This is a genomic window from Pseudomonas putida, from assembly GCF_009883635.2.
GTDB classification, from domain to species: domain Bacteria; phylum Pseudomonadota; class Gammaproteobacteria; order Pseudomonadales; family Pseudomonadaceae; genus Aquipseudomonas; species Aquipseudomonas putida_W.
Genome location: NZ_CP026115.2, coordinates 2,443,430 through 2,466,995, shown reverse-complemented (window position 1 = coordinate 2,466,995; position 23,566 = coordinate 2,443,430). Strand labels below are relative to the sequence as shown.

4 protein-coding genes are annotated in these 23,566 nt (G+C 60.0%); 2 read left to right on the top strand and 2 right to left on the bottom strand.

All coding sequences use genetic code 11. The features are described 5' to 3' along the window. Positions 1 to 159 precede the first annotated feature (159 nt). Positions 160 to 2,316 carry a type I secretion system permease/ATPase gene (locus C2H86_RS11175; RefSeq protein WP_159412600.1) on the top strand — a complete coding sequence of 719 codons (2,157 nt, stop codon included), beginning with the start codon at positions 160 to 162 and terminating at the stop codon, positions 2,314 to 2,316. Further along, positions 2,306 to 3,682, top strand: a complete 1,377-nt coding sequence (locus C2H86_RS11170; RefSeq protein ID WP_159412599.1) for an HlyD family type I secretion periplasmic adaptor subunit — start codon at positions 2,306 to 2,308, stop codon at positions 3,680 to 3,682. The genes C2H86_RS11175 and C2H86_RS11170 overlap by 11 nt, the downstream gene beginning before the upstream one ends. A gap of 51 nt (positions 3,683 to 3,733) precedes the next feature. On the opposite strand, the gene C2H86_RS11165 is transcribed toward C2H86_RS11170, so the two are convergent. Next, positions 3,734 to 4,075, bottom strand: a complete 342-nt coding sequence (locus C2H86_RS11165; RefSeq protein ID WP_159413084.1) for a tryptophan synthase subunit beta — start codon at positions 4,073 to 4,075, stop codon at positions 3,734 to 3,736. A 155-nt stretch (positions 4,076 to 4,230) separates the two neighbouring features. Further along, positions 4,231 to 23,460 carry a retention module-containing protein gene (locus C2H86_RS11160; protein ID WP_163985959.1) on the bottom strand — a complete coding sequence of 6,410 codons (19,230 nt, stop codon included), beginning with the start codon at positions 23,458 to 23,460 and terminating at the stop codon, positions 4,231 to 4,233. Positions 23,461 to 23,566: the final 106 nt, after the last annotated feature.

The following is a 23,566-nucleotide window of genomic DNA, read 5'->3' as shown; positions in this document are numbered from 1 at the left end:
ATCTCGCGTTAGTCTTTCCCTATCGCTGCGCGATGTTGGCTATGTGCAGAAAGTCTTGGCGATTTGAAACCTTCGAACAGTGATGTCGTCTGCTTTAAAGAATGCCGGGCCATTGTTGATGGGTGCCTGCCCCAACTACCGCAAGGAAGAGAGCGCCACGTGGAATCCGAAGTCCGTCGAGCCCAGCTCAGTCACGACCCGCGTAGTCAGCACGACGATCCATTGCTGGATTGCCTGCTGACCCTCTGTGTGCTGCATCAGAAACCCGCCAGCCGGGTGATGCTGACCACCGGCTTACCCTTGCCGGCCCAGCGTCTGAACGCCGAGCTGCTGCCCCGTGCCGCCGCCCGTGCCGGCCTGCAGGGGCGCCTGTTGCAGCGCAAGCTGGAGCAGATACCGAGCATCGCCATGCCGGCCATGCTGCTGCTCAAGGAAGGCCGCGCCGCAGTGCTGCTGGGGTGGGAAAACGCCGACACCGCACGCTTGCTGCTCAGCGAGAGCGACGGCGGTGAGGTGCTGGTCAGTCGCGAGGCGCTGGTCGAGGACTACAGCGGCAAGGTGTTCTTCGCCCAGCCGCAGCACAAGTACGACGTCAACCACGGCAACCTGATCCCGCGGGCCCAATCCTGGTTCCGCGACACCCTGCTGCGCAGCAAGTGGCTGTACATGGATGCCATCGCCGCCAGCCTGGTGATCAACCTGATCGCCTTGGCCGCGCCGCTGTTCGTGATGAACGTCTACGACCGTGTGGTGCCCAACCAGGCCACCTCGACACTGTGGGTGCTGGCTGTGGGCATTACCGGTGCCTACCTGTTCGACCTGATCCTCAAGGGCCTGCGCAGCCTGTGCCTGGACCTGGCCGGCAAGAAGACCGACCTGATCATCTCGGCCACGCTGTTCGAGCGCATCGTCGGCATGTCGATGAAATACCGACCGGCGCGGGTGGGCAGCTTTGCCCAGAACATCCACGAGTTCCAGGGCCTGCGCGACTTTCTCGCCTCGCTGACCCTGACCAGCCTGATCGACCTGCCATTCACCCTGATCATTCTCATGGTCATCGCCATCGTCGGCGGCCATCTGGTGTGGATCCCGGTCCTCGCCTTCCCGTTGGCGCTGGGCATCGGCTATGCCCTGCAAAAACCTTTGATGGCGACCATGGAGCGGACCATGGCGCTGGCCTCCGAACGCCAGTCGAGCCTGATCGAAACTCTGGCCGGGCTGGATGCGGTCAAGGTCAACAACGCCGAGAGCGAGCGCCAGTACCGCTGGGAGCAGACCCTTGGGACCCTCAGCCGCCTGGAACTGCGGGTCAAGGTGTTGTCGGGCCTGGCCATGAACATCACCTTGATGATCCAGCAGCTGGCCGGCGTGGCGATGATCTGCGTCGGCGTGTATCAGATCATCGACGGCAACCTCAGCATGGGCGGCCTGGTGGCCTGCTACATGCTCAGTGGTCGTGCACTCGGTCCGCTCGGGCAGTTGAACGGGTTGCTCGCGCGTTACCAGCAGGCCAAGGTGACCATGGTCTCGACCAACCAGATGATGGAGCTGCCGCAAGAGCGCAACTTCGAGGAGCGCCCGCTGAGCCGCCAGGTGCTGCAGGGTGCAATCGAGTTCCGCGGGGTCGATTTCACCTACCCGAACCAGCAGAACATGGCCCTGAAGAACATCAGCCTGAACATCCGCCCGGGCGAGAAGGTCGGCATCATCGGCCGCAGTGGTTCGGGCAAGAGTTCGTTGGCCAAGCTGATCGTCGGGCTGTACGAGGCAGACAACGGCTCGCTGCTGGTGGACGGCGTGGACATCCGCCAGATCGACGTCAGCGAATTGCGCCACAACGTCGGCTACGTGCCCCAGGACATCCAGCTGCTGGCCGGTACGCTGCGCGACAACCTGGTCAGCGGGGCGCGCTACATCGAGGACGAGCTGATCCTGCAGGCCGCCGAACTGGCCGGTGTGCACGAGTTCGCCCGGCTGCACCCCGATGGCTATGAGCTGCAGGTCGGAGAGCGTGGGCAGAACCTCTCCGGCGGCCAGCGGCAGAACGTCGCCCTGGGCCGTGCGCTGCTGCTCAACCCGCAGATCCTGCTGCTCGACGAGCCCACGGCGGCCATGGACAATACCGGCGAAGAGCGCCTCAAGCAGCGCCTGCAGGCGGTGATCGAGAACAAGACCGTGCTGCTGGTGACCCACCGCGCCTCGCTGCTGTCGCTGGTCGACCGGCTGATCGTCATCGACCGTGGCCAGGTGGTTGCCGATGGCCCGAAAGCTTCCGTTATGGATGCACTGAAGAAGGGGCAGATCAGTGTTGCATAAGCTCGATGTCGGTCAGTTCAAGGACAGCCTGCGCCGCTATTTCAAAGGCTCCGACTCGCTGCACGGGCAGCCGCTGCCCGAGGTCAACAAAGCGCTCATCGAAGACGCCCCGCGCGTCGTGCGCCTGACCATCTGGGGCGTGATCGCGTTCTTCCTGTTCCTCATCGTCTGGGCCAGCTTTGCGCCCATCGACGAAGTCACCCGTGGCGAGGGCAAGGCCATTCCGTCATCCAAGGTGCAGAAGGTGCAGAACCTCGAAGGCGGCATCGTCGCCGAGATCTTCGCCAAGGAAGGGGAAATCGTCGAAGTTGGCCAGCCGCTGCTGCGCCTGGACGAAACCCGCTTCATCTCGAACAAGGGCGAAACCGAGGCCGAACGCGTGGCCATGGCCCTGCGCGTCGAGCGGCTCAGTGCCGAAGTCGAGGACACGCCGCTGAAGATCGACGAAGAGCTGCGCAAGGCCGCGCCGAGCCAGGCGGCCAGCGAAGAGTCACTGTTTGCCAGCCGGCGTCAGCAATTGAATGACGAAATCAATGGCCAGCAGCAGCAACTGGTGCAGAAGCAGCAGGAGTTGCGCGAGTTCAACTCCAAGCGCGCCCAGTACGCCAACAGTTTGCAGTTGCTGCGCCAAGAGATCGGCATGTCCGAACCGCTGGTGGCCAAGGGGGCGGTTTCCCAGGTCGAGATCCTGCGCCTGCGCCGCTCCGAGGTGGAAACCCGAGGCGAGCTGGACGCCACCGAACTGGCCATCCCGCGCGCCGAAGCGGCGGTGAAGGAAGTGCAGAGCAAGATCGAGGAAACCCGTGGCAAGTTCCGCAGCGACGCCCTGACCCAGCTCAACGAGGCCCGCACCGACCTGAACAAGGCCACCGCCACTACCAAGGCGCTGGACGACCGGGTCAACCGCACCCTGGTCACCTCGCCGGTGCGCGGCATCGTCAAGCAGCTGCTGGTCAATACCATCGGCGGGGTGATCCAGCCGGGCAGCGACATCATCGAGATAGTGCCGCTGGACGATACGCTGGTGATCGAGGCGAAGATCCTGCCCAAGGACATCGCCTTCCTGCACCCGGGGCAGGAGGCCATGGTCAAGTTCACTGCCTATGACTACACCATCTACGGCGGCTTGGAGGCCAAACTCGAGCAGATCGGCGCCGACACCATCACCGATGAAGACAAGAAGACCACCTACTACCCGATCCGCCTGCGTACCGACAAGAGCCACCTGGGTAGCGACGCCAAGCCGCTGCAGATCATCCCCGGCATGGTCGCCACGGTGGACATCAAGACCGGCAAGAAGACCATCATGAGCTACCTGCTCAAGCCAATCATCAAGGCCCGCACCGAGGCCCTGCGCGAGCGCTGATGAGGTTTACGACCCTGTCCTGTGGGACCGCGTCGGGTTGCTCAATGCCGCTCAGATCAAACCAGTGTTTTCATCTTCCTCAATCAGGTTGTTCAGGCTGCCCAGTGCCTGGCGCGCGTTGGAGCGGTTGAGCAACTTGGCCTGGGCGCCGGCCGGCAAGTCGGTGATGCTGATCACGCCCTTGGTGGTCAGCACGTCGATCAGGTCCTCCAGCACGCGGATCATGTCCAGGTCGCTCTGCTTGAGCTGGCGCAGGCTGTTTTCGACCACGTCGTCGGCAAACCATTCGAGGATGTCGGTATGGTCGGCCGGGAGCATTTCCGTGAATTCGGCATAGGGGGCAGCTTCTACCCGCAGCAACTGGCCATTGGCGTTGCGTTGCACGTAGAACATGGCGTCGTCCCTCGTCACGATGGTTCCTTAGTTGAATCCGCAGCATAGGCAAAGTTCACCGGGCAGGTGAGCCCGGCGCGTGAGTATGCGCTGTGCGAGGGTGGCAGGGAAGGCCGCCTCCGCGGTGGCCAACGCTGGCCACCGCGGGACGGGGATCAGTGATCGACCTTGATGGTCGGGTCGGCACCGCTGATCAACGAGTTGACCGTGGTGTTCGACCAGTTCACGCCTTCGAGCTTGATGGTCACGTCGGCGCTGCCGCCGGCGTTGAGCTTGCCGTCGGAGCTGACCTGCAAGGTCGAGGTGCCATCTGCGGCGGTGGTGATCTTCAGGTAGTTGTCGATGGTGCTGGCGGTCTCGCCCTGCAGCAGGTCGTGCAGGTCGAGGCGGTCACCCTCGCTGGCCTTGAAGTCCTTTATCACGTCGTTGCCGACGTCACCGGCCTTCCACACGAACAGGTCGGCACCGCTGCCGCCGATCAGGATGTCATTACCCTGGCCGCCGATCAGGGTGTCGTTGCCGCTGCCGCCAAGCAGGATGTCATTGCCCTTGCCGCCATCGAGGTAGTCGTTGCCACCCTGGCCGAAGATGATGTCATTGCCTGCGCCGCCCAGCAGGGTGTCGGCCCCGTCGTTGGCCCCCGAGATATCGAACTCTGTGTAGTGCTCGCTGACGTACTGGTGCATCGCCCGCGCGTCCACGTCACCGACATCGACACCGGTCTTGCCGGCCACATAGGCCTGGATGGCCTCGACACCGGTACCGGCGATGGACGGGAAGGTCACCAGGTCGCCGAAGATGATGTCGTTGCCGTCGCCACCGTTGACTGTGTCGTTACCCGGCAGGGTGGCTTCGGTGTGGCCGAGAATGGCATCGGCGAGCTTGCTCGGGTCGATGTTGGTCTGCGGCTTGCCATCGGTGTCGAACGGCTTCAGGTCGTTAGTGTTGACGCCGTTGTTCAGGCCGATGGCCTCGACCTCTGACAGGCCCGCGAGGATCTTGAAGCTGTCCAGCGAGTTGTTCCAGGTGGCGTTGCTGGTGCTGCTACCGCTACCTGCTCGCGAGGAGAGCTCGTAAGTGCCATCACCCTGAGCGTGCAGGGTGCCCAGGTCATAGGAGCTGCCCCATCTGCCATTGCTGTTCTTGTACTGGATGGTGAGGCTGCCGTCGGTACCGATGGTCACGCGGGTATTGCTGTCCACGCTGCCACGGTAGACGTAGTCGCCCAGCGTGTACTTGATCGACGAGAGGTAGCTGTCCAGGGTGATGCCGCTGCTGGTCAGGTTCGGGTTTGTATCTTCGTCAGTCTGGTAGTAAGTCGGCTGCCCGTCGGTAATGAAGAACGTCTGGTTGCTGCCGGTGCTACCCGCTGCCTTGAGCGCCTCGAACCAGTTGGCGGTGGTCTTGAAGGCATCTTCGTAGTTGGTGCCGCCGCCGGACGACAGGTTGTTCAACGCCGCGAGCAGGGTTTTTAGGCCAGCGTCGTTGAGGGTCACCGAGACAGTGCTCTTGACCTGCGTGGCGAAGTCCACCAGCAGGATGTTGACCACGCCGGACTGGGAGCCCTTGACGCTGGCCGCCAGTGTCTTGAACACCGACTCCAGCGAAGACTTGGCCGCGCTCACGCCCGACGAGCCCATCGAGCCCGAGGTATCGACGATGAAGGCGATGTTGTAGTTCTGCCCCGGCACCACGTGCAGACCATTGACGTCCGAGACGATGATGTCGTTGCCGTCGGTACCGGTGGTGGTGTCGCTGTCGGACGACAGGTTACTGGTGGTGTAGGTCTGCGGGTAGACCGTGACCTTGATGGTGCCTTCGGTGGTGGCGGTGCTGCCGCCGACGCTTTCGCTTGAGGTCGAGCTGACCTTCACGTCGAACTGGCCCTGGTAGTAGGCCGGTGGCTTGATGGTCAGACTGCTCAGGTTCCAGCCAGTGACTTCGACCGCGCCGCTGCCAACGGTAATGGTGTGACCCGCGCTGTCAGCCAGTACCGAGCCTGCCGGAATGCCCGAGAGCTTGACGCTGAGTTTTTCCGAACCGTCGGTGTCGTTCAGCGCGGTGCTGATGCTCACCAGCTTGATCGGGGCACCGTTCTCGCCGCCTTCGTTGAGCTTGTAGCCGTCGTAGTAGCCCGTTCCGTTGCTGCCATGCAGGTCAGACACGGTTACACCGGCATTCGCCAGCGCACTGACGTTCGGGTACATCGGGATGTTGGCGCTGCTGAGGTCGGTGACCGCACCGCTGCCCACCTGGATGTTGACGTCCAGGCTGCCCGGGCCGGCCTGGTTGGCGCTGTAGATCTCCAGGGTGTAGTAGCCGCTGGTGGTCGGGGTGAAGCTGCCCGAGATGCTGCCGCTGGCGTTGGCCCAGGTAGCGCCGGCGACGTTCTTGCCGCCGATGACGATCTGCAGGCTGTCGTCGGCGGTGCCGCTGAAGGTGTAGGTCTTGCCGGCTTCCAGGTAGATCAGGCCGGAAGTCTTCGAACCCGAGCCCGCAGTGATGCTGGCCGTGGTATCGACGGTGGTCACGGTTTCGCTCTTGCCCGCTTTGCCAGAGTTGGCGAACACGTTCTTCAGCGCGTCACCGTTAATGCCATTGCCGTTGGTGCCCAGGCCGGTGAGGCTGGTCCAGGTTTCCTTGGTCAGGCCCAGCGAGTTGACGCTGTTGTTGCCGATGCTCAGCGACGGGGCGTCGGCGACCGGTTTGATGTCGACCTTCAGCGTGGCCTGGTTGCCCGCATCCTTGCCGTCGGTAGGCGTGTACTTGATCTGCGCGTAGTCGGCCTGCTTGTTGCCCACGCCGGTGCCGCCGTAGCCGTCGACGCCCGACTCGTTGGCGGCCGGTACGAACTTGAGCTTGCCGGCGGCGATGTCGGCCTGGCTGACGGTCTGGCCGGCCTTGACGTCGGTCCAGGTCGAGCCAACCAACAGCTGCAGTTTGCCGGCGCCCGGCAGGGTGTTGATGGTCACGCCCAGGCTGCTCAGCGGCGAATCGACGTCGCTGACGTTGAAGTCGCTCCAGGCCAGTACCAGGTCGGTGTCTTCGTTGCCGGTGACCGCGCCGCCGGTGGTGGTCGGCGCGTCGTTCACGGCAATCACGTTGACCGTGGTGGTCGCGGTGTTCGAGGTGTTGACGCCATCGGTCACCGTCACCGTGATGATCCGCGGCGTGGTGCTCGGGTCTTCACTGGTGTTGATGAAAGTGATGTTCTTGATCGCCTGGATGTAATCAGCCAGCGACGCGGTACCACTCAGGGTCAGCACCACCTTGCCGTCGGTGCTGTTGGCGTTGATGGTGATGCCGTTGATGCTGTTGCCCAGGTTCAGCGCATCGCCCGGCTGACGGTTGGTCAGGGTCACGGTGGCGCCGGTCAGCATCGAGCTGTCGTAGTCGGTGATGCTCACGTCGACATCGCCGATCGACACGCCACTGCCAGGCTGGCCTTCGGTGAAGGTGGTCTGGTAGTCGGCGCCGGTCTTGCCGCTGGAGTTGTTGGCGTCCAGGTCCAGCACCGGGGCCGGTTCGTAGATCACCGTGGTGGCGCTGCCGGCTGTACCGCTGACGGCCAGGTTCTCGAAGTTGCCGCCGGTGGCCGAGTCGATCTTGACGGTGAACTGCTCGCTGCCTTCGGTGACGTTGTCCTTGAAGGTCGGGATGGTGAAGGTGGCCGTCGAGCTGTTGGCCTTGATCACCACGTTGACCACGCCGGTGTAGTCGACACCGTTGGTGGCGGTGCCGGTGTAGCTCAGCTTGACGGTGACGTCGGTCTGCGCCGGGTTGCTCAGCGTCAGGGTGTAGCTGGCCGTGCCGCCTTCGGCCACCGCAGCGGTGCCGTTGATGCTCAGGGTGGTGGTCTGGATGGTGTCGGTCACGGCGGTGACCGCAGCCTGGTCGCTGACGGTCAGCTGCTCGAAGTTGCCACCGGTGGTACCGGTGATGGTCGCCGAGACGTTGCCCGCACTGATGTACACGTCATTGGCCGGGGCGGCGACAGTGACGGTGCCGGAGCTCTTGCCAGCGTCGATCTGGATCACCGCACCGTTACTCAAGGTCACCGTCATCGCGGTGTCGGCCTTGTTGGTCAAGGTAGCGGTGTAGGTGATCTGGCCACCTTCGGCAACGGTCTGGGTGGCGCTCAGGCTCAGGCCGGTGTTGTCGATGGTGTCGGTGACCTTGGTTTCGGCGTAGGAACCATCGATGAACAGCAGCTCGAAGTCGCCACCGGTGGTGCCATCGACCTTGACCTGCAGTGTGGTGTGATCGATGTATGGGTCATCGGCAGGCGCCTTGATCGTCACGCTGCCTTCGCTCAAGCCTTTGGCGATGGTGATGACTTCACCATTGGTCAGGAAGACCTTCATGTCGGTGCCGGCCGGATTGCTCAGCGTGACCTTGTAGGTGATCTGCCCGCCTTCGTCGACAGTTGGGGTCGCGGTCAGCTTGAGGTCGGTGACCTGTTTGGTGTTCGGGCCATCGTTGACCGTGGTGGTCGGCGTGCCAACGGCCACCAGCTTCTCGTAATTACCCCCGGTCATACCGGTGACGCTGTTGGTCAGCGGCGGATTGGTGGTGTAAACGTTGTTCGGCGCGGTGTAGTTGACCGAACCGCTGGTTTCGTTGATGCCGATGGTGATGGTCTGGCCGTTGGCCAAGCTGATGACCAGCGGTTTTTCGGTTACTGGCGCATCAACGGTCGCGGTGTAGACCACCGTGCCACCCTCGACTACCGATCCGGTCGCGGTGAGCGTGACGGTGGAGGTATTGATCGAGTCAGTGATATCGGTCTTCGCAGCCTCTGGATTGATCTCCAGGTTCTCGAAGTTGCCGCCTACCGCCTTGTCGATGGTTACTTCAACGGAGTGTGCGTTGTTGTAGACGTCATTGTCCGCGGTCTGGAACTCGACGCTACCGGTGGTTTTGCCGGCGTCGATGACGATGGTCTTGCCGTTCGACAGGGTCACGGTGACTGCGGTCTGAGCGGCGTTGGTCAGGGTGGCGGTGTAAGTAATCTTGCCGCCTTCAACCACGCTTTCCGAAGCCGACAGCGACACGGTCGTAGTGTCGGAAGAATCGGTAATGTCGGTTTTCGCAGCCTCTGGATTGATCTCCAGATTCTCAAAGTTGCCACCTTCGGCTTTGTCGATGGTTACTTCAAGGGAGTGCGCGTTGTTGTAAACATCATCGTCTGCGGTCTGGAACTCGACGCTACCGGTGGTTTTACCGGCGTCGATGACGATGGTCTTGCCGTTCGACAGGGTCACCGTGACTGCGGTCTGCGCGGCGTTGGTCAGCGTCGCGGTGTAGGTGATCTTGCCGCCTTCAACGACACTTTCCGAGGCTGACAGCGAAATGGTCGTGGTGTCGGACGAGTCAGTGATATCGGTCTTCGCAGCCTCTGGATTGATCTCCAGGTTCTCGAAGTTGCCACCTTCGGCTTTATCGATGGTTACTTCAACGCTGTGTGCGTTGTTGTAAACATCATCGTCTGCGGTCTGGAACTCGACGCTGCCGGTGGTTTTACCGGCGTCGATGACGATGGTCTTGCCGTTCGACAGCGTGACGGTGACTGCGGTCTGCGCGGCATTGGTCAGCGTGGCGGTGTAAGTAATCTTGCCGCCTTCAACCACGCTCTCCGAGGCCGACAGCGACACGGTGGTGGTGTCGGACGAATCGGTAATGTCGGTCTTCGCAGCCTCTGGATTGATCTCCAGGTTCTCGAAGTTACCGCCTACCGCCTTGTCGATAGTTACTTCAACGCTGTGGGCGTTGTTGTAGACGTCATCGTCTGCGGTCTGGAACTCGACGCTGCCGGTGGTTTTGCCGGCGTCAATGACGATGGTCTTGCCGTTCGACAGGGTCACGGTGACTGCGGTCTGAGCGGCGTTGGTCAGGGTGGCGGTGTAAGTAATCTTGCCGCCTTCAACCACGCTCTCCGAGGCCGACAGCGACACCGTGGTGGTATCGGACGAGTCGGTGATGTCGGTTTTCGCTGCAGTGCTGTCCACTTCGAGGTTTTCGAAGTTGCCACCTTCGGCTTTATCGATGGTTACTTCAACGGAATGCGCGTTGTTGTAGACGTCATCGTCAGCGGTCTGGAATTCCACGCTGCCGGTGGTTTTACCGGCGTCGATGACGATGGTCTTGCCGTTCGACAGCGTCACGGTGACCGCGGTCTGAGCCGCATTGGTCAGCGTCGCGGTGTAGGTGATCTTGCCGCCTTCAACCACGCTTTCCGAGGCCGACAGCGACACGGTCGTGGTGTCGGAAGAGTCAGTGATCTCGGTCTTCGCAGCCTCTGGATTGATCTCCAGGTTTTCGAAGTTGCCGCCTTCAGCCTTGTCGATGGTTACTTCAACGGAATGGGCGTTGTTGTAGACGTCATCGTCCGCGGTCTGGAACTCGACGCTGCCGGTAGTTTTACCGGCGTCGATCACGATGGTCTTGCCGTTCGACAGCGTCACCGTGACGGCGGTCTGAGCGGCGTTGGTCAGGGTGGCGGTGTAAGTAATCTTGCCGCCTTCAACCACGCTTTCCGAAGCCGACAGCGACACGGTCGTGGTGTCGGACGAGTCAGTGATCTCGGTTTTCGCTGCAGTGCTGTCCACTTCGAGGTTTTCGAAGTTGCCACCTTCGGCTTTGTCGATGGTTACTTCAACGGAATGCGCGTTGTTGTAAACGTCATCGTCAGCGGTCTGGAACTCGACGCTGCCGGTAGTTTTGCCGGCGTCGATCACGATGGTCTTGCCATTCGACAGCGTCACGGTGACTGCGGTCTGAGCGGCATTGGTCAGCGTGGCGGTGTAAGTAATCTTGCCGCCTTCGACCACGCTCTCCGAAGCCGACAGCGATACGGTCGTGGTGTCGGACGAGTCAGTGATCTCGGTTTTCGCTGCAGTGCTGTCCACTTCGAGGTTTTCGAAGTTGCCACCTTCGGCTTTGTCGATGGTTACTTCAACGGAATGCGCGTTGTTGTAAACATCATCGTCAGCGGTCTGGAACTCGACGCTGCCGGTAGTTTTACCGGCGTCGATCACGATGGTCTTGCCGTTCGACAGCGTCACCGTGACTGCGGTCTGAGCAGCATTGGTCAGGGTGGCGGTGTAGGTGATCTTGCCACCTTCAACGACACTTTCCGAGGCCGACAGCGACACCATGGTGGTATCGGACGAGTCGGTAATGTCGGTCTTCGCAGCCTCTGGATTGATCTCCAGGTTTTCGAAGTTGCCGCCTTCAGCCTTGTCGATGGTTACTTCAACGGAATGGGCGTTGTTGTAGACGTCATCGTCCGCGGTCTGGAACTCGACGCTGCCGGTGGTCTTGCCGGCGTCGATCACGATGGTCTTGCCGTTCGACAGCGTCACCGTGACGGCGGTCTGAGCGGCGTTGGTCAGGGTGGCGGTGTAAGTAATCTTGCCGCCTTCAACCACGCTTTCCGAAGCCGACAGCGACACGGTCGTGGTGTCGGACGAGTCAGTGATCTCGGTTTTCGCTGCAGTGCTGTCCACTTCGAGGTTTTCGAAGTTGCCACCTTCGGCTTTGTCGATGGTTACTTCAACGGAATGCGCGTTGTTGTAAACGTCATCGTCAGCGGTCTGGAACTCGACGCTGCCGGTAGTTTTGCCGGCGTCGATCACGATGGTCTTGCCATTCGACAGCGTCACGGTGACTGCGGTCTGAGCGGCATTGGTCAGCGTGGCGGTGTAAGTAATCTTGCCGCCTTCGACCACGCTTTCCGAAGCCGACAGCGATACGGTCGTGGTGTCGGACGAGTCAGTGATCTCGGTTTTCGCAGCCTCTGGATTGATCTCCAGGTTCTCGAAGTTACCGCCTATCGCCTTGTCGATAGTTACTTCAACGCTGTGGGCGTTGTTGTAGACGTCGTCGTCTGCGGTCTGGAACTCGACGCTGCCGGTAGTTTTGCCGGCGTCGATCACGATGGTCTTGCCATTCGACAGCGTCACGGTGACTGCGGTCTGAGCGGCATTGGTCAGCGTGGCGGTGTAAGTAATCTTGCCGCCTTCGACCACGCTTTCCGAGGCTGACAGCGAAATGGTCGTCGTGTCGGAAGAATCGGTGATGTCGGTCTTCGCAGCAGTACTGTCCACTTCGAGGTTTTCGAAGTTGCCACCTTCGGCTTTGTCGATGGTTACTTCAACGGAATGCGCGTTGTTGTAAACATCATCGTCAGCGGTCTGGAACTCGACGCTGCCGGTAGTTTTGCCGGCGTCGATCACGATGGTCTTGCCATTCGACAGCGTCACGGTGACTGCGGTCTGAGCGGCATTGGTCAGGGTGGCGGTGTAAGTAATCTTGCCGCCTTCAACGACACTTTCCGAAGCCGACAGCGACACGGTCGTGGTGTCGGAAGAGTCAGTGATCTCGGTTTTCGCTGCAGTGCTGTCCACTTCGAGGTTTTCGAAGTTGCCGCCTACCGCCTTGTCGATAGTTACTTCAACGCTGTGCGCGTTGTTGTAGACGTCATCGTCTGCAGTCTGGAATTCCACGCTGCCGGTAGTTTTACCGGCGTCGATGACGATGGTCTTGCCATTCGACAGGGTGACGGTGACTGCGGTCTGGGCCGCATTGGTCAGGGTGGCGGTGTAGGTGATCTTGCCGCCTTCAACGACACTTTCCGAGGCCGACAGCGACACCGTGGTGGTATCGGACGAGTCAGTGATCTCGGTTTTCGCTGCAGTGCTGTCCACTTCGAGGTTTTCGAAGTTGCCGCCTACCGCCTTGTCGATGGTTACTTCAACGCTGTGTGCGTTGTTGTAAACATCATCGTCAGCGGTCTGGAACTCCACGCTGCCGGTAGTTTTACCGGCGTCGATGACGATGGTCTTGCCGTTTGACAGCGTGACGGTGACCGCAGTCTGAGCGGCATTGGTCAGGGTGGCGGTGTAGGTGATCTTGCCGCCTTCAACGACACTTTCCGAGGCCGACAGCGACACCATGGTGGTGTCGGACGAGTCAGTGATCTCGGTTTTCGCTGCAGTGCTGTCCACTTCGAGGTTTTCGAAGTTACCGCCTACCGCCTTGTCGATAGTTACTTCAACGCTGTGCGCGTTGTTGTAAACGTCATCGTCTGCGGTCTGGAATTCCACGCTACCGGTGGTCTTACCAGCGTCGATCACGATGGTCTTGCCGTTCGACAGGGTGACGGTGACGGCGGTCTGAGCCGCGTTGGTCAGGGTGGCGGTGTAGGTGATCTTGCCACCTTCAACGACACTTTCCGAGGCCGACAGCGACACCGTGGTGGTATCGGACGAGTCGGTAATGTCGGTCTTCGCAGCCTCTGGATTGATCTCCAGATTCTCGAAGTTGCCACCTTCGGCTTTATCGATGGTTACTTCAACGGAATGCGCGTTGTTGTAAACATCATCGTCTGCGGTCTGGAACTCGACGCTGCCGGTGGTCTTACCAGCGTCGATCACGATGGTTTTGCCGTTCGACAGGGTGACGGTGACTGCGGTCTGCGCGGCATTGGTCAGGGTGGCGGTGTAGGTAATCTTGCCGCCTTCAACCACACTTTCCGAGGCCGACAGCGAAATCGTAGTGGTGTCGGACGAGTCAGTGATCTCGGTCTTCGCAGCCTCTGGATTGATCTCCAGGTTCTCGAAGTTACCGCCTACCGCCTTGTCGATAGTTACTTCAACGCTGTGGGCGTTGTTGTAGACGTCGTCGTCTGCGGTCTGGAACTCGACGCTGCCGGTAGTTTTACCAGCGTCGATAACGATGGTCTTGCCATTCGACAGGGTCACGGTGACTGCGGTCTGGGCCGCATTGGTCAGGGTGGCGGTGTAGGTGATCTTGCCGCCTTCAACCACGCTTTCCGAGGCTGACAGCGAAATGGTCGTCGTGTCGGAAGAATCGGTGATGTCGGTCTTCGCAGCAGTACTGTCCACTTCGAGGTTTTCGAAGTTGCCACCTTCGGCTTTGTCGATGGTTACTTCAACGGAATGCGCGTTGTTGTAAACATCATCGTCAGCGGTCTGGAACTCGACGCTGCCGGTAGTTTTGCCGACGTCGATCACGATGGTCTTGCCGTTCGACAGGGTCACGGTGACCGCGGTCTGAGCGGCATTGGTCAGGGTGGCGGTGTAAGTAATCTTGCCGCCTTCAACGACACTTTCCGAAGCCGACAGCGACACGGTCGTGGTGTCGGAAGAGTCAGTGATCTCGGTCTTCGCAGCCTCTGGATTGATCTCCAGGTTCTCGAAGTTACCGCCTACCGCCTTGTCGATAGTTACTTCAACGCTGTGGGCGTTGTTGTAGACGTCATCGTCTGCAGTCTGGAATTCCACGCTACCGGTGGTCTTACCGGCGTCGATGACGATGGTCTTGCCGTTCGACAGCGTGACGGTGACCGCGGTCTGAGCTGCATTGGTCAGGGTGGCGGTGTAGGTAATCTTGCCGCCTTCAACGACACTTTCCGAGGCCGACAGCGACACCGTGGTGGTATCGGACGAGTCGGTGATATCGGTCTTCGCTGCCTCTGGATTGATCTCCAGGTTCTCGAAGTTACCGCCTACCGCCTTGTCGATGGTCACTTCAACGCTTTGCGCGTTGTTGTAGACGTCATCGTCAGCAGTCTGGAACTCGACGCTGCCGGTAGTTTTACCGGCGTCGATCACGATGGTCTTGCCGTTCGACAGCGTCACCGTGACGGCTGTCTGAGCGGCGTTGGTCAGCGTCGCGGTGTAGGTGATCTTGCCGCCTTCAACGACACTTTCCGAGGCCGACAGCGACACGGTCGTGGTGTCGGACGAGTCAGTGATATCGGTCTTCGCAGCGGCTGGATTGATCTCCAGGTTCTCGAAGTTACCGCCTTCAGCCTTGTCGATGGTTACTTCAACGCTGTGTGCGTTGTTGTAAACATCATCGTCTGCGGTCTGGAACTCGACGCTGCCGGTAGTTTTACCCGCGTCGATCACGATGGTCTTGCCGTTCGACAGCGTCACGGTGACGGCGGTCTGCGCGGCATTGGTCAGGGTGGCGGTGTAAGTAATCTTGCCGCCTTCAACCACGCTCTCCGAGGCCGACAGCGACACGGTGGTGGTGTCGGACGAATCGGTAATGTCGGTCTTCGCAGCCTCTGGATTGATCTCCAGGTTCTCGAAGTTGCCACCTTCGGCTTTGTCGATGGTTACTTCAACGGAATGCGCGTTGTTGTAAACGTCATCGTCAGCGGTCTGGAATTCCACGCTGCCGGTAGTTTTACCCGCGTCGATCACGATGGTCTTGCCGTTCGACAGCGTGACGGTGACCGCGGTCTGAGCCGTATTGGTCAGCGTCGCGGTGTAGGTGATCTTGCCGCCTTCAACGACACTTTCCGAGGCCGACAGCGACACCGTGGTGGTATCGGACGAGTCAGTGATCTCGGTTTTCGCTGCAGTGCTGTCCACTTCGAGGTTTTCGAAGTTGCCGCCTACCGCCTTGTCGATGGTTACTTCAACGCTGTGTGCGTTGTTGTAAACATCATCGTCAGCGGTCTGGAACTCCACGCTGCCGGTAGTTTTACCGGCGTCGATGACGATGGTCTTGCCGTTTGACAGCGTGACGGTGACCGCAGTCTGAGCGGCATTGGTCAGGGTGGCGGTGTAGGTGATCTTGCCGCCTTCAACGACACTTTCCGAGGCCGACAGCGACACCATGGTGGTGTCGGACGAGTCAGTGATCTCGGTTTTCGCTGCAGTGCTGTCCACTTCGAGGTTTTCGAAGTTACCGCCTACCGCCTTGTCGATAGTTACTTCAACGCTGTGCGCGTTGTTGTAAACGTCATCGTCTGCGGTCTGGAATTCCACGCTACCGGTGGTCTTACCAGCGTCGATCACGATGGTCTTGCCGTTCGACAGGGTGACGGTGACGGCGGTCTGAGCCGCGTTGGTCAGGGTGGCGGTGTAGGTGATCTTGCCACCTTCAACCACGCTTTCCGAAGCCGACAGCGACACGGTGGTGGTGTCGGACGAGTCGGTAATGTCGGTCTTCGCAGCCTCTGGATTGATCTCCAGGTTCTCGAAGTTACCGCCTACCGCCTTGTCGATAGTTACTTCAACGGAATGCGCGTTGTTGTAAACATCATCGTCAGCGGTCTGGAACTCCACGCTGCCGGTGGTCTTGCCGGCGTCGATAACGATGGTTTTGCCGTTCGACAGCGTAACGGTGACTGCGGTCTGAGCAGCATTGGTCAGGGTGGCGGTGTAGGTGATCTTGCCACCTTCAACCACGCTCTCCGAAGCCGACAGCGACACCGTGGTGGTGTCGGAAGAGTCGGTGATATCGGTCTTCGCAGCCTCTGGATTGATCTCCAGGTTCTCGAAGTTACCGCCTACCGCCTTGTCGATAGTTACTTCAACGCTGTGTGCGTTGTTGTAAACATCATCGTCTGCGGTCTGGAACTCGACGCTGCCGGTAGTTTTACCCGCGTCGATCACGATGGTTTTGCCGTTCGACAGGGTGACGGTGACTGCGGTCTGCGCGGCATTGGTCAGCGTGGCGGTGTAAGTAATCTTGCCGCCTTCAACCACACTTTCCGAAGCCGACAGTGAAATCGTAGTGGTATCTGACGAGTCAGTGATCTCGGTTTTCGCTGCAGTGCTGTCCACTTCGAGGTTTTCGAAGTTGCCACCTTCGGCTTTGTCGATGGTTACTTCAACGGAATGCGCGCTGTTGTAAACATCATCGTCTGCGGTCTGGAGTTCCACGCTGCCGGTGGTCTTACCAGCGTCGATCACGATGGTCTTGCCGTTTGACAGCGTGACGGTGACCGCAGTCTGAGCGGCATTGGTCAGGGTGGCGGTATAGGTGATCTTGCCGCCTTCGACCACGCTCTCCGAAGCCGACAGCGACACGGTGGTGGTGTCGGACGAGTCAGTGATCTCGGTTTTCGCTGCAGTGCTGTCCACTTCGAGGTTTTCGAAGTTGCCGCCTTCGGCTTTGTCGATGGTTACTTCAACGCTGTGGGCGTTGTTGTAAACGTCATCGTCCGCGGTTTGGAATTCCACGCTACCGGCGGTCTTACCGGCGTCGATGACGATGGTCTTGCCATTCGACAGGGTGACGGTGACTGCGGTCTGAGCCGCATTGGTCAGGGTGGCGGTGTAGGTGATCTTGCCGCCTTCAACCACGCTCTCCGAGGCCGACAGCGACACCGTGGTGGTATCGGACGAGTCAGTGATGTCGGTCTTCGCAGCAGTACTGTCCACTTCGAGGTTTTCGAAGTTGCCACCTTCGGCTTTGTCGATGGTTACTTCAACGGAATGCGCGTTGTTGTAAACATCATCGTCAGCGGTCTGGAACTCGACGCTGCCGGTAGTTTTGCCGGCGTCGATCACGATGGTCTTGCCATTCGACAGCGTCACGGTGACTGCGGTCTGAGCGGCATTGGTCAGGGTGGCGGTGTAAGTAATCTTGCCGCCTTCAACGACACTTTCCGAAGCCGACAGCGACACGGTCGTGGTGTCGGAAGAGTCAGTGATCTCGGTCTTCGCAGCCTCTGGATTGATCTCCAGGTTTTCGAAGTTGCCGCCTTCAGCCTTGTCGATGGTTACTTCAACGGAATGCGCGTTGTTGTAGACGTCATCGTCCGCGGTCTGGAACTCGACGCTGCCGGTAGTTTTACCGGCGTCGATCACGATGGTCTTGCCGTTCGACAGCGTCACCGTGACGGCGGTCTGTGCGGCGTTGGTCAGGGTCGCGGTGTAAGTAATCTTGCCGCCTTCAACCACGCTTTCCGAAGCCGACAGCGACACGGTCGTGGTGTCGGACGAGTCAGTGATCTCGGTTTTCGCTGCAGTGCTGTCCACTTCGAGGTTTTCGAAGTTGCCACCTTCGGCTTTGTCGATGGTTACTTCAACGGAATGCGCGTTGTTGTAAACATCATCGTCAGCGGTCTGGAACTCGACGCTGCCGGTAGTTTTGCCGACGTCGATCACGATGGTCTTGCCGTTCGACAGGGTCACGGTGACCGCGGTCTGAGCGGCATTGGTCAGGGTGGCGGTGTAAGTAATCTTGCCGCCTTCAACGACACTTTCCGAAGCCGACAGCGACACGGTCGTGGTGTCGGAAGAGTCAGTGATCTCGGTCTTCGCAGCCTCTGGATTGATCTCCAGGTTTTCGAAGTTGCCGCCTTCAGCCTTGTCGATGGTTACTTCAACGGAATGGGCGTTGTTGTAGACGTCATCGTCCGCGGTCTGGAACTCGACGCTGCCGGTAGTTTTGCCGGCGTCGATCACGATGGTCTTGCCATTCGACAGCGTCACGGTGACTGCGGTCTGAGCGGCATTGGTCAGGGTGGCGGTGTAAGTAATCTTGCCGCCTTCGACCACGCTTTCCGAAGCCGACAGCGACACCGTGGTGGTATCGGACGAGTCGGTGATCTCGGTCTTGGCTGCGGCTGGATTGATCTCCAAATTCTCGAAGTTGCCACCTACCGCCTTGTCGATAGTTACTTCAATGCTGTGGGCGTTGTTGTAGACGTCATCGTCTGCAGTCTGGAATTCGACGCTACCGGTGGTCTTACCGGCGTCGATGACGATGGTCTTGCCGTTCGACAGGGTGACGGTGACCGCGGTCTGAGCGGCATTGGTCAGGGTGGCGGTGTAGGTAATCTTGCCACCTTCAACGACACTTTCCGAGGCCGACAGCGACACCGTAGTGGTGTCGGACGAGTCGGTAATGTCGGTCTTCGCAGCCTCTGGATTGATCTCCAGATTCTCGAAGTTGCCACCTTCGGCTTTATCGATGGTTACTTCAACGGAATGCGCGTTGTTGTAAACGTCATCGTCTGCGGTCTGGAACTCGACGCTGCCGGTGGTTTTGCCGGCGTCGATGACGATGGTCTTGCCGTTCGACAGCGTCACGGTGACCGCGGTCTGAGCAGCATTGGTCAGGGTGGCGGTGTAGGTAATCTTGCCACCTTCAACCACGCTCTCCGAGGCCGACAGCGACACCGTGGTGGTATCGGACGAGTCGGTGATCTCGGTTTTCGCTGCAGTGCTGTCCACTTCGAGGTTTTCGAAGTTACCGCCTACCGCCTTGTCGATAGTTACTTCAACGCTGTGTGCGTTGTTGTAAACATCATCGTCTGCGGTCTGGAATTCCACGCTACCGGTGGTCTTACCAGCGTCGATCACGATGGTCTTGCCGTTCGACAGGGTGACGGTGACGGCGGTCTGAGCCGCGTTGGTCAGGGTGGCGGTGTAGGTGATCTTGCCACCTTCAACCACGCTTTCCGAAGCCGACAGCGACACGGTGGTGGTGTCGGACGAGTCGGTAATGTCGGTCTTCGCAGCCTCTGGATTGATCTCCAGGTTCTCGAAGTTACCGCCTACCGCCTTGTCGATAGTTACTTCAACGGAATGCGCGTTGTTGTAAACATCATCGTCAGCGGTCTGGAACTCCACGCTGCCGGTGGTCTTGCCGGCGTCGATAACGATGGTTTTGCCGTTCGACAGCGTAACGGTGACTGCGGTCTGAGCCGCATTGGTCAGGGTGGCGGTGTAGGTGATCTTGCCGCCTTCAACCACGCTTTCCGAGGCCGACAGCGACACCATGGTGGTGTCGGACGAGTCAGTGATATCGGTCTTCGCAGCCTCTGGATTGATCTCCAGGTTCTCGAAGTTACCGCCTACCGCCTTGTCGATAGTTACTTCAACGCTGTGGGCGTTGTTGTAGACGTCGTCGTCTGCGGTCTGGAACTCGACGCTGCCGGTAGTTTTACCAGCGTCGATAACGATGGTCTTGCCATTCGACAGGGTCACGGTGACTGCGGTCTGAGCGGCGTTGGTCAGGGTGGCGGTGTAGGTGATCTTGCCGCCTTCAACCACGCTCTCCGAGGCCGACAGCGACACCGTGGTGGTATCGGACGAGTCAGTGATGTCGGTCTTCGCAGCAGTACTGTCCACTTCGAGGTTTTCGAAGTTGCCACCTTCGGCTTTGTCGATGGTTACTTCAACGGAATGCGCGTTGTTGTAAACATCATCGTCAGCGGTCTGGAACTCGACGCTGCCGGTAGTTTTGCCGGCGTCGATCACGATGGTCTTGCCATTCGACAGCGTCACGGTGACTGCGGTCTGAGCGGCATTGGTCAGGGTGGCGGTGTAAGTAATCTTGCCGCCTTCAACGACACTTTCCGAAGCCGACAGCGACACGGTCGTGGTGTCGGAAGAGTCAGTGATCTCGGTCTTCGCAGCCTCTGGATTGATCTCCAGGTTTTCGAAGTTGCCGCCTTCAGCCTTGTCGATGGTTACTTCAACGGAATGCGCGTTGTTGTAGACGTCATCGTCCGCGGTCTGGAACTCGACGCTGCCGGTAGTTTTACCGGCGTCGATCACGATGGTCTTGCCGTTCGACAGCGTCACCGTGACGGCGGTCTGTGCGGCGTTGGTCAGGGTCGCGGTGTAAGTAATCTTGCCGCCTTCAACCACGCTTTCCGAAGCCGACAGCGACACGGTCGTGGTGTCGGACGAGTCAGTGATCTCGGTTTTCGCTGCAGTGCTGTCCACTTCGAGGTTTTCGAAGTTGCCACCTTCGGCTTTGTCGATGGTTACTTCAACGGAATGCGCGTTGTTGTAAACATCATCGTCAGCGGTCTGGAACTCGACGCTGCCGGTAGTTTTGCCGGCGTCGATCACGATGGTCTTGCCATTCGACAGCGTCACGGTGACTGCGGTCTGAGCGGCATTGGTCAGGGTGGCGGTGTAAGTAATCTTGCCGCCTTCAACGACACTTTCCGAAGCCGACAGCGACACGGTCGTGGTGTCGGAAGAGTCAGTGATCTCGGTCTTCGCAGCCTCTGGATTGATCTCCAGGTTTTCGAAGTTGCCGCCTTCAGCCTTGTCGATGGTTACTTCAACGGAATGCGCGTTGTTGTAGACGTCATCGTCCGCGGTCTGGAACTCGACGCTGCCGGTAGTTTTACCGGCGTCGATCACGATGGTCTTGCCGTTCGACAGCGTCACCGTGACGGCGGTCTGTGCGGCGTTGGTCAGGGTGGCGGTGTAGGTGATCTTGCCACCTTCGACCACGCTCTCCGAAGCCGACAGCGACACGGTCGTGGTGTCGGACGAGTCGGTAATGTCGGTTTTCGCAGCCTCTGTATTGATCTCCAGATTTTCGAAGTTGCCGCCTTCGGCTTTGTCGATGGTTACTTCAACGGAATGCGCATTGTTGTAAACATCATCGTCAGCGGTCTGGAATTCCACGCTGCCGGTGGTTTTACCAGCGTCGATGACGATGGTTTTACCGTTCGACAGGGTCACAGTGACTGCGGTCTGAGCGGCATTGGTCAGGGTGGCGGTGTAGGTAATCTTGCCGCCCTCGACCACGCTTTCCGAAGCCGACAGCGAAATGATGGTGGTGTCGATGGAGTCGCTGATAACGGTCTCGACCGGAGTCTTGTCGGCGTCCAGGGCTTCGAAGTTACCGCCTTCGGCTTTCTCGATCGAAACAGAAACATTGGAACCGTTGTTGTAGACGTCGTTGGCGGCCGTCGGTACATCGACGCTGCCCACGCTCTTGCCCGCTTCGACGGTGATGGTCTGGCCATTCGACAGGGTCACAGTCACGGCGCTCTGAGCCGGGTTGCTCAGGGTCACGGTGTAAGTGATCACGCCACCCTCAGTCACGCTAGGCGATGCGGTCAGGGTAGCAGTGGTGGTGTCGACCGAGTCGCTGACGACGGTCTCGGCAGGCGCCGGGTTCGGGGTCAGCTGCTCGAAGTTGCCGCCAGTGGCACCGGTGATGGTGGTGCTGACGGTCGAACCGTTGTTGTAGACGTCATTGGCCGGGGTCTGGAAATCAACGCTACCGGTGCTCTTGCCGGCTTCGACGGTAATTGTTTGGCCATTGGACAGGGTCACGGTCACCGGAGTCTGGGCAGGGTTGCTCAGGGTCACGGTGTAGGTGATCACGCCGCCTTCGGTAACACCTGGGGTAGCCGAGAGAGTCGCAGTGGTGGTGTCGACCGAGTCGCTGACGACGGTCTCGGCAGGCGCCGGGTTCGGCGTCAGCTGCTCGAAGTTGCCGCCAGTGGCACCGGTGATGGTGGTGCTGACGATCGAACCGTTGCTGTAGACATCATTGGCCGGCGTCTGGAAATCGACGCTACCGGTGCTCTTGCCGGCTTCGACGGTAATTGTTTGGCCGTTGGACAGGGTCACGGTCACCGGAGTCTGCGCAGGGTTGCTCAGGGTCACGGTGTAAGTGATCACGCCACCCTCGGTCACGCTAGGCGACGCGGTCAGGGTGGCAGTAGTGGTGTCGACCGAGTCGCTGACGACGGTCTCGGCAGGCGCCGGGTTCGGCGTCAGTTGCTCGAAGTTGCCGCCAGTGGCACCGGTGATGGTGGTGCTGACGGTCGAACCGTTGTTGTAGACATCATTGGCCGGGGTCTGGAAATCGACGCTACCGATGCTCTTACCGGCCTCAACGGTGATGGTCTGGCCGTTGGACAGGGTCACGGTCACCGGAGTCTGCGCAGGGTTGCTCAAGGTCACGGTGTAGGTGATCACGCCACCCTCGGTCACGCTGGGCGACGCGGTCAGGGTGGCGGTGGTGGTGTCGATGGTGTCGGTGATTTCGGTCACTGCCGGCGTCTGCGGCAGGGTCACGATCACGTTGCCGCCACCGGTGGTGCCGGTCACGGTGGTGGAAATCTGCCCGCCATCGATGTACGGCGTGTCGTTCCCTGCAACCGGCACGTTGACTGTACCGGTGGTCTGGCCGGCCGGAATGACGATGACCGCGCCGTTCGACAGGGTCACGGTCAGATTGGTCGCCGGAGCCTGGCCAACGGTGGCGGTATAGACGATGACGCCACCCGCTTCGGTGATGGAAGGGGTGGCGCTGAGGGTGAGGTCGGTGGCGATCATCGTGACCGCCGTACTGGAGGTGGTATCGACCCCTCCTGTTTCCTCAGTGGTCGCTGCGGTGGCGAAACCTATCGGAGCCGTAGGGAAGCCGATGGTCGGGTCCACGCTGCCAGCCGTGGCGTCGAGCATCACGAAGCTGTGGCCGCCGCCGACCGCGCCGCCACCACCTGCCGCCGAAGGGCCGGCTGCCGTTGCTTCGAGCTGAGTGGTCGGGTCGACACCGGCGGCGATCGCCTGTTGCAACTCTTCAACGGACGGTGCGGCCTGAGCGGCGGCCTGGCCCAGGTCGGTGCTGCTGTCCGGAGCATCGGCGCTCCACTGGGAGTCGCGACCCAGGTCGAGCAGGCGGCCATCGGCCAGTTCCAGAGTAACGGCCCCGCCCGCGCCCGTGAGCACCTGCTCGCCCGCGAACAGGCGGTCACCCTCGATGAGTACGCGCCGGATGCCTTCTGGGGATACTGCGATGACCTGGCCAACAATGCTCTTGACGATGGCAACAACGCTGCTCATTGGACTCTCCGGCTTACCCGATGATGGGACGTCCCTGCTCCGAAAGGCGCCCGCGGCGCCTCATCAGGCGGAATTGTGTCATTAATATGTCTGAAATTTTTGACGT

What these genes read in the sequence shown, in the direction of transcription:
- C2H86_RS11165 (WP_159413084.1), bottom strand. Translation starts at nt 4,075, where the DNA reads ATGTTCTACGTGCAACGCAACGCCAATGGCCAGTTGCTGCGGGTAGAA.
- C2H86_RS11160 (WP_163985959.1), bottom strand. Translation starts at nt 23,460, where the DNA reads ATGAGCAGCGTTGTTGCCATCGTCAAGAGCATTGTTGGCCAGGTCATC.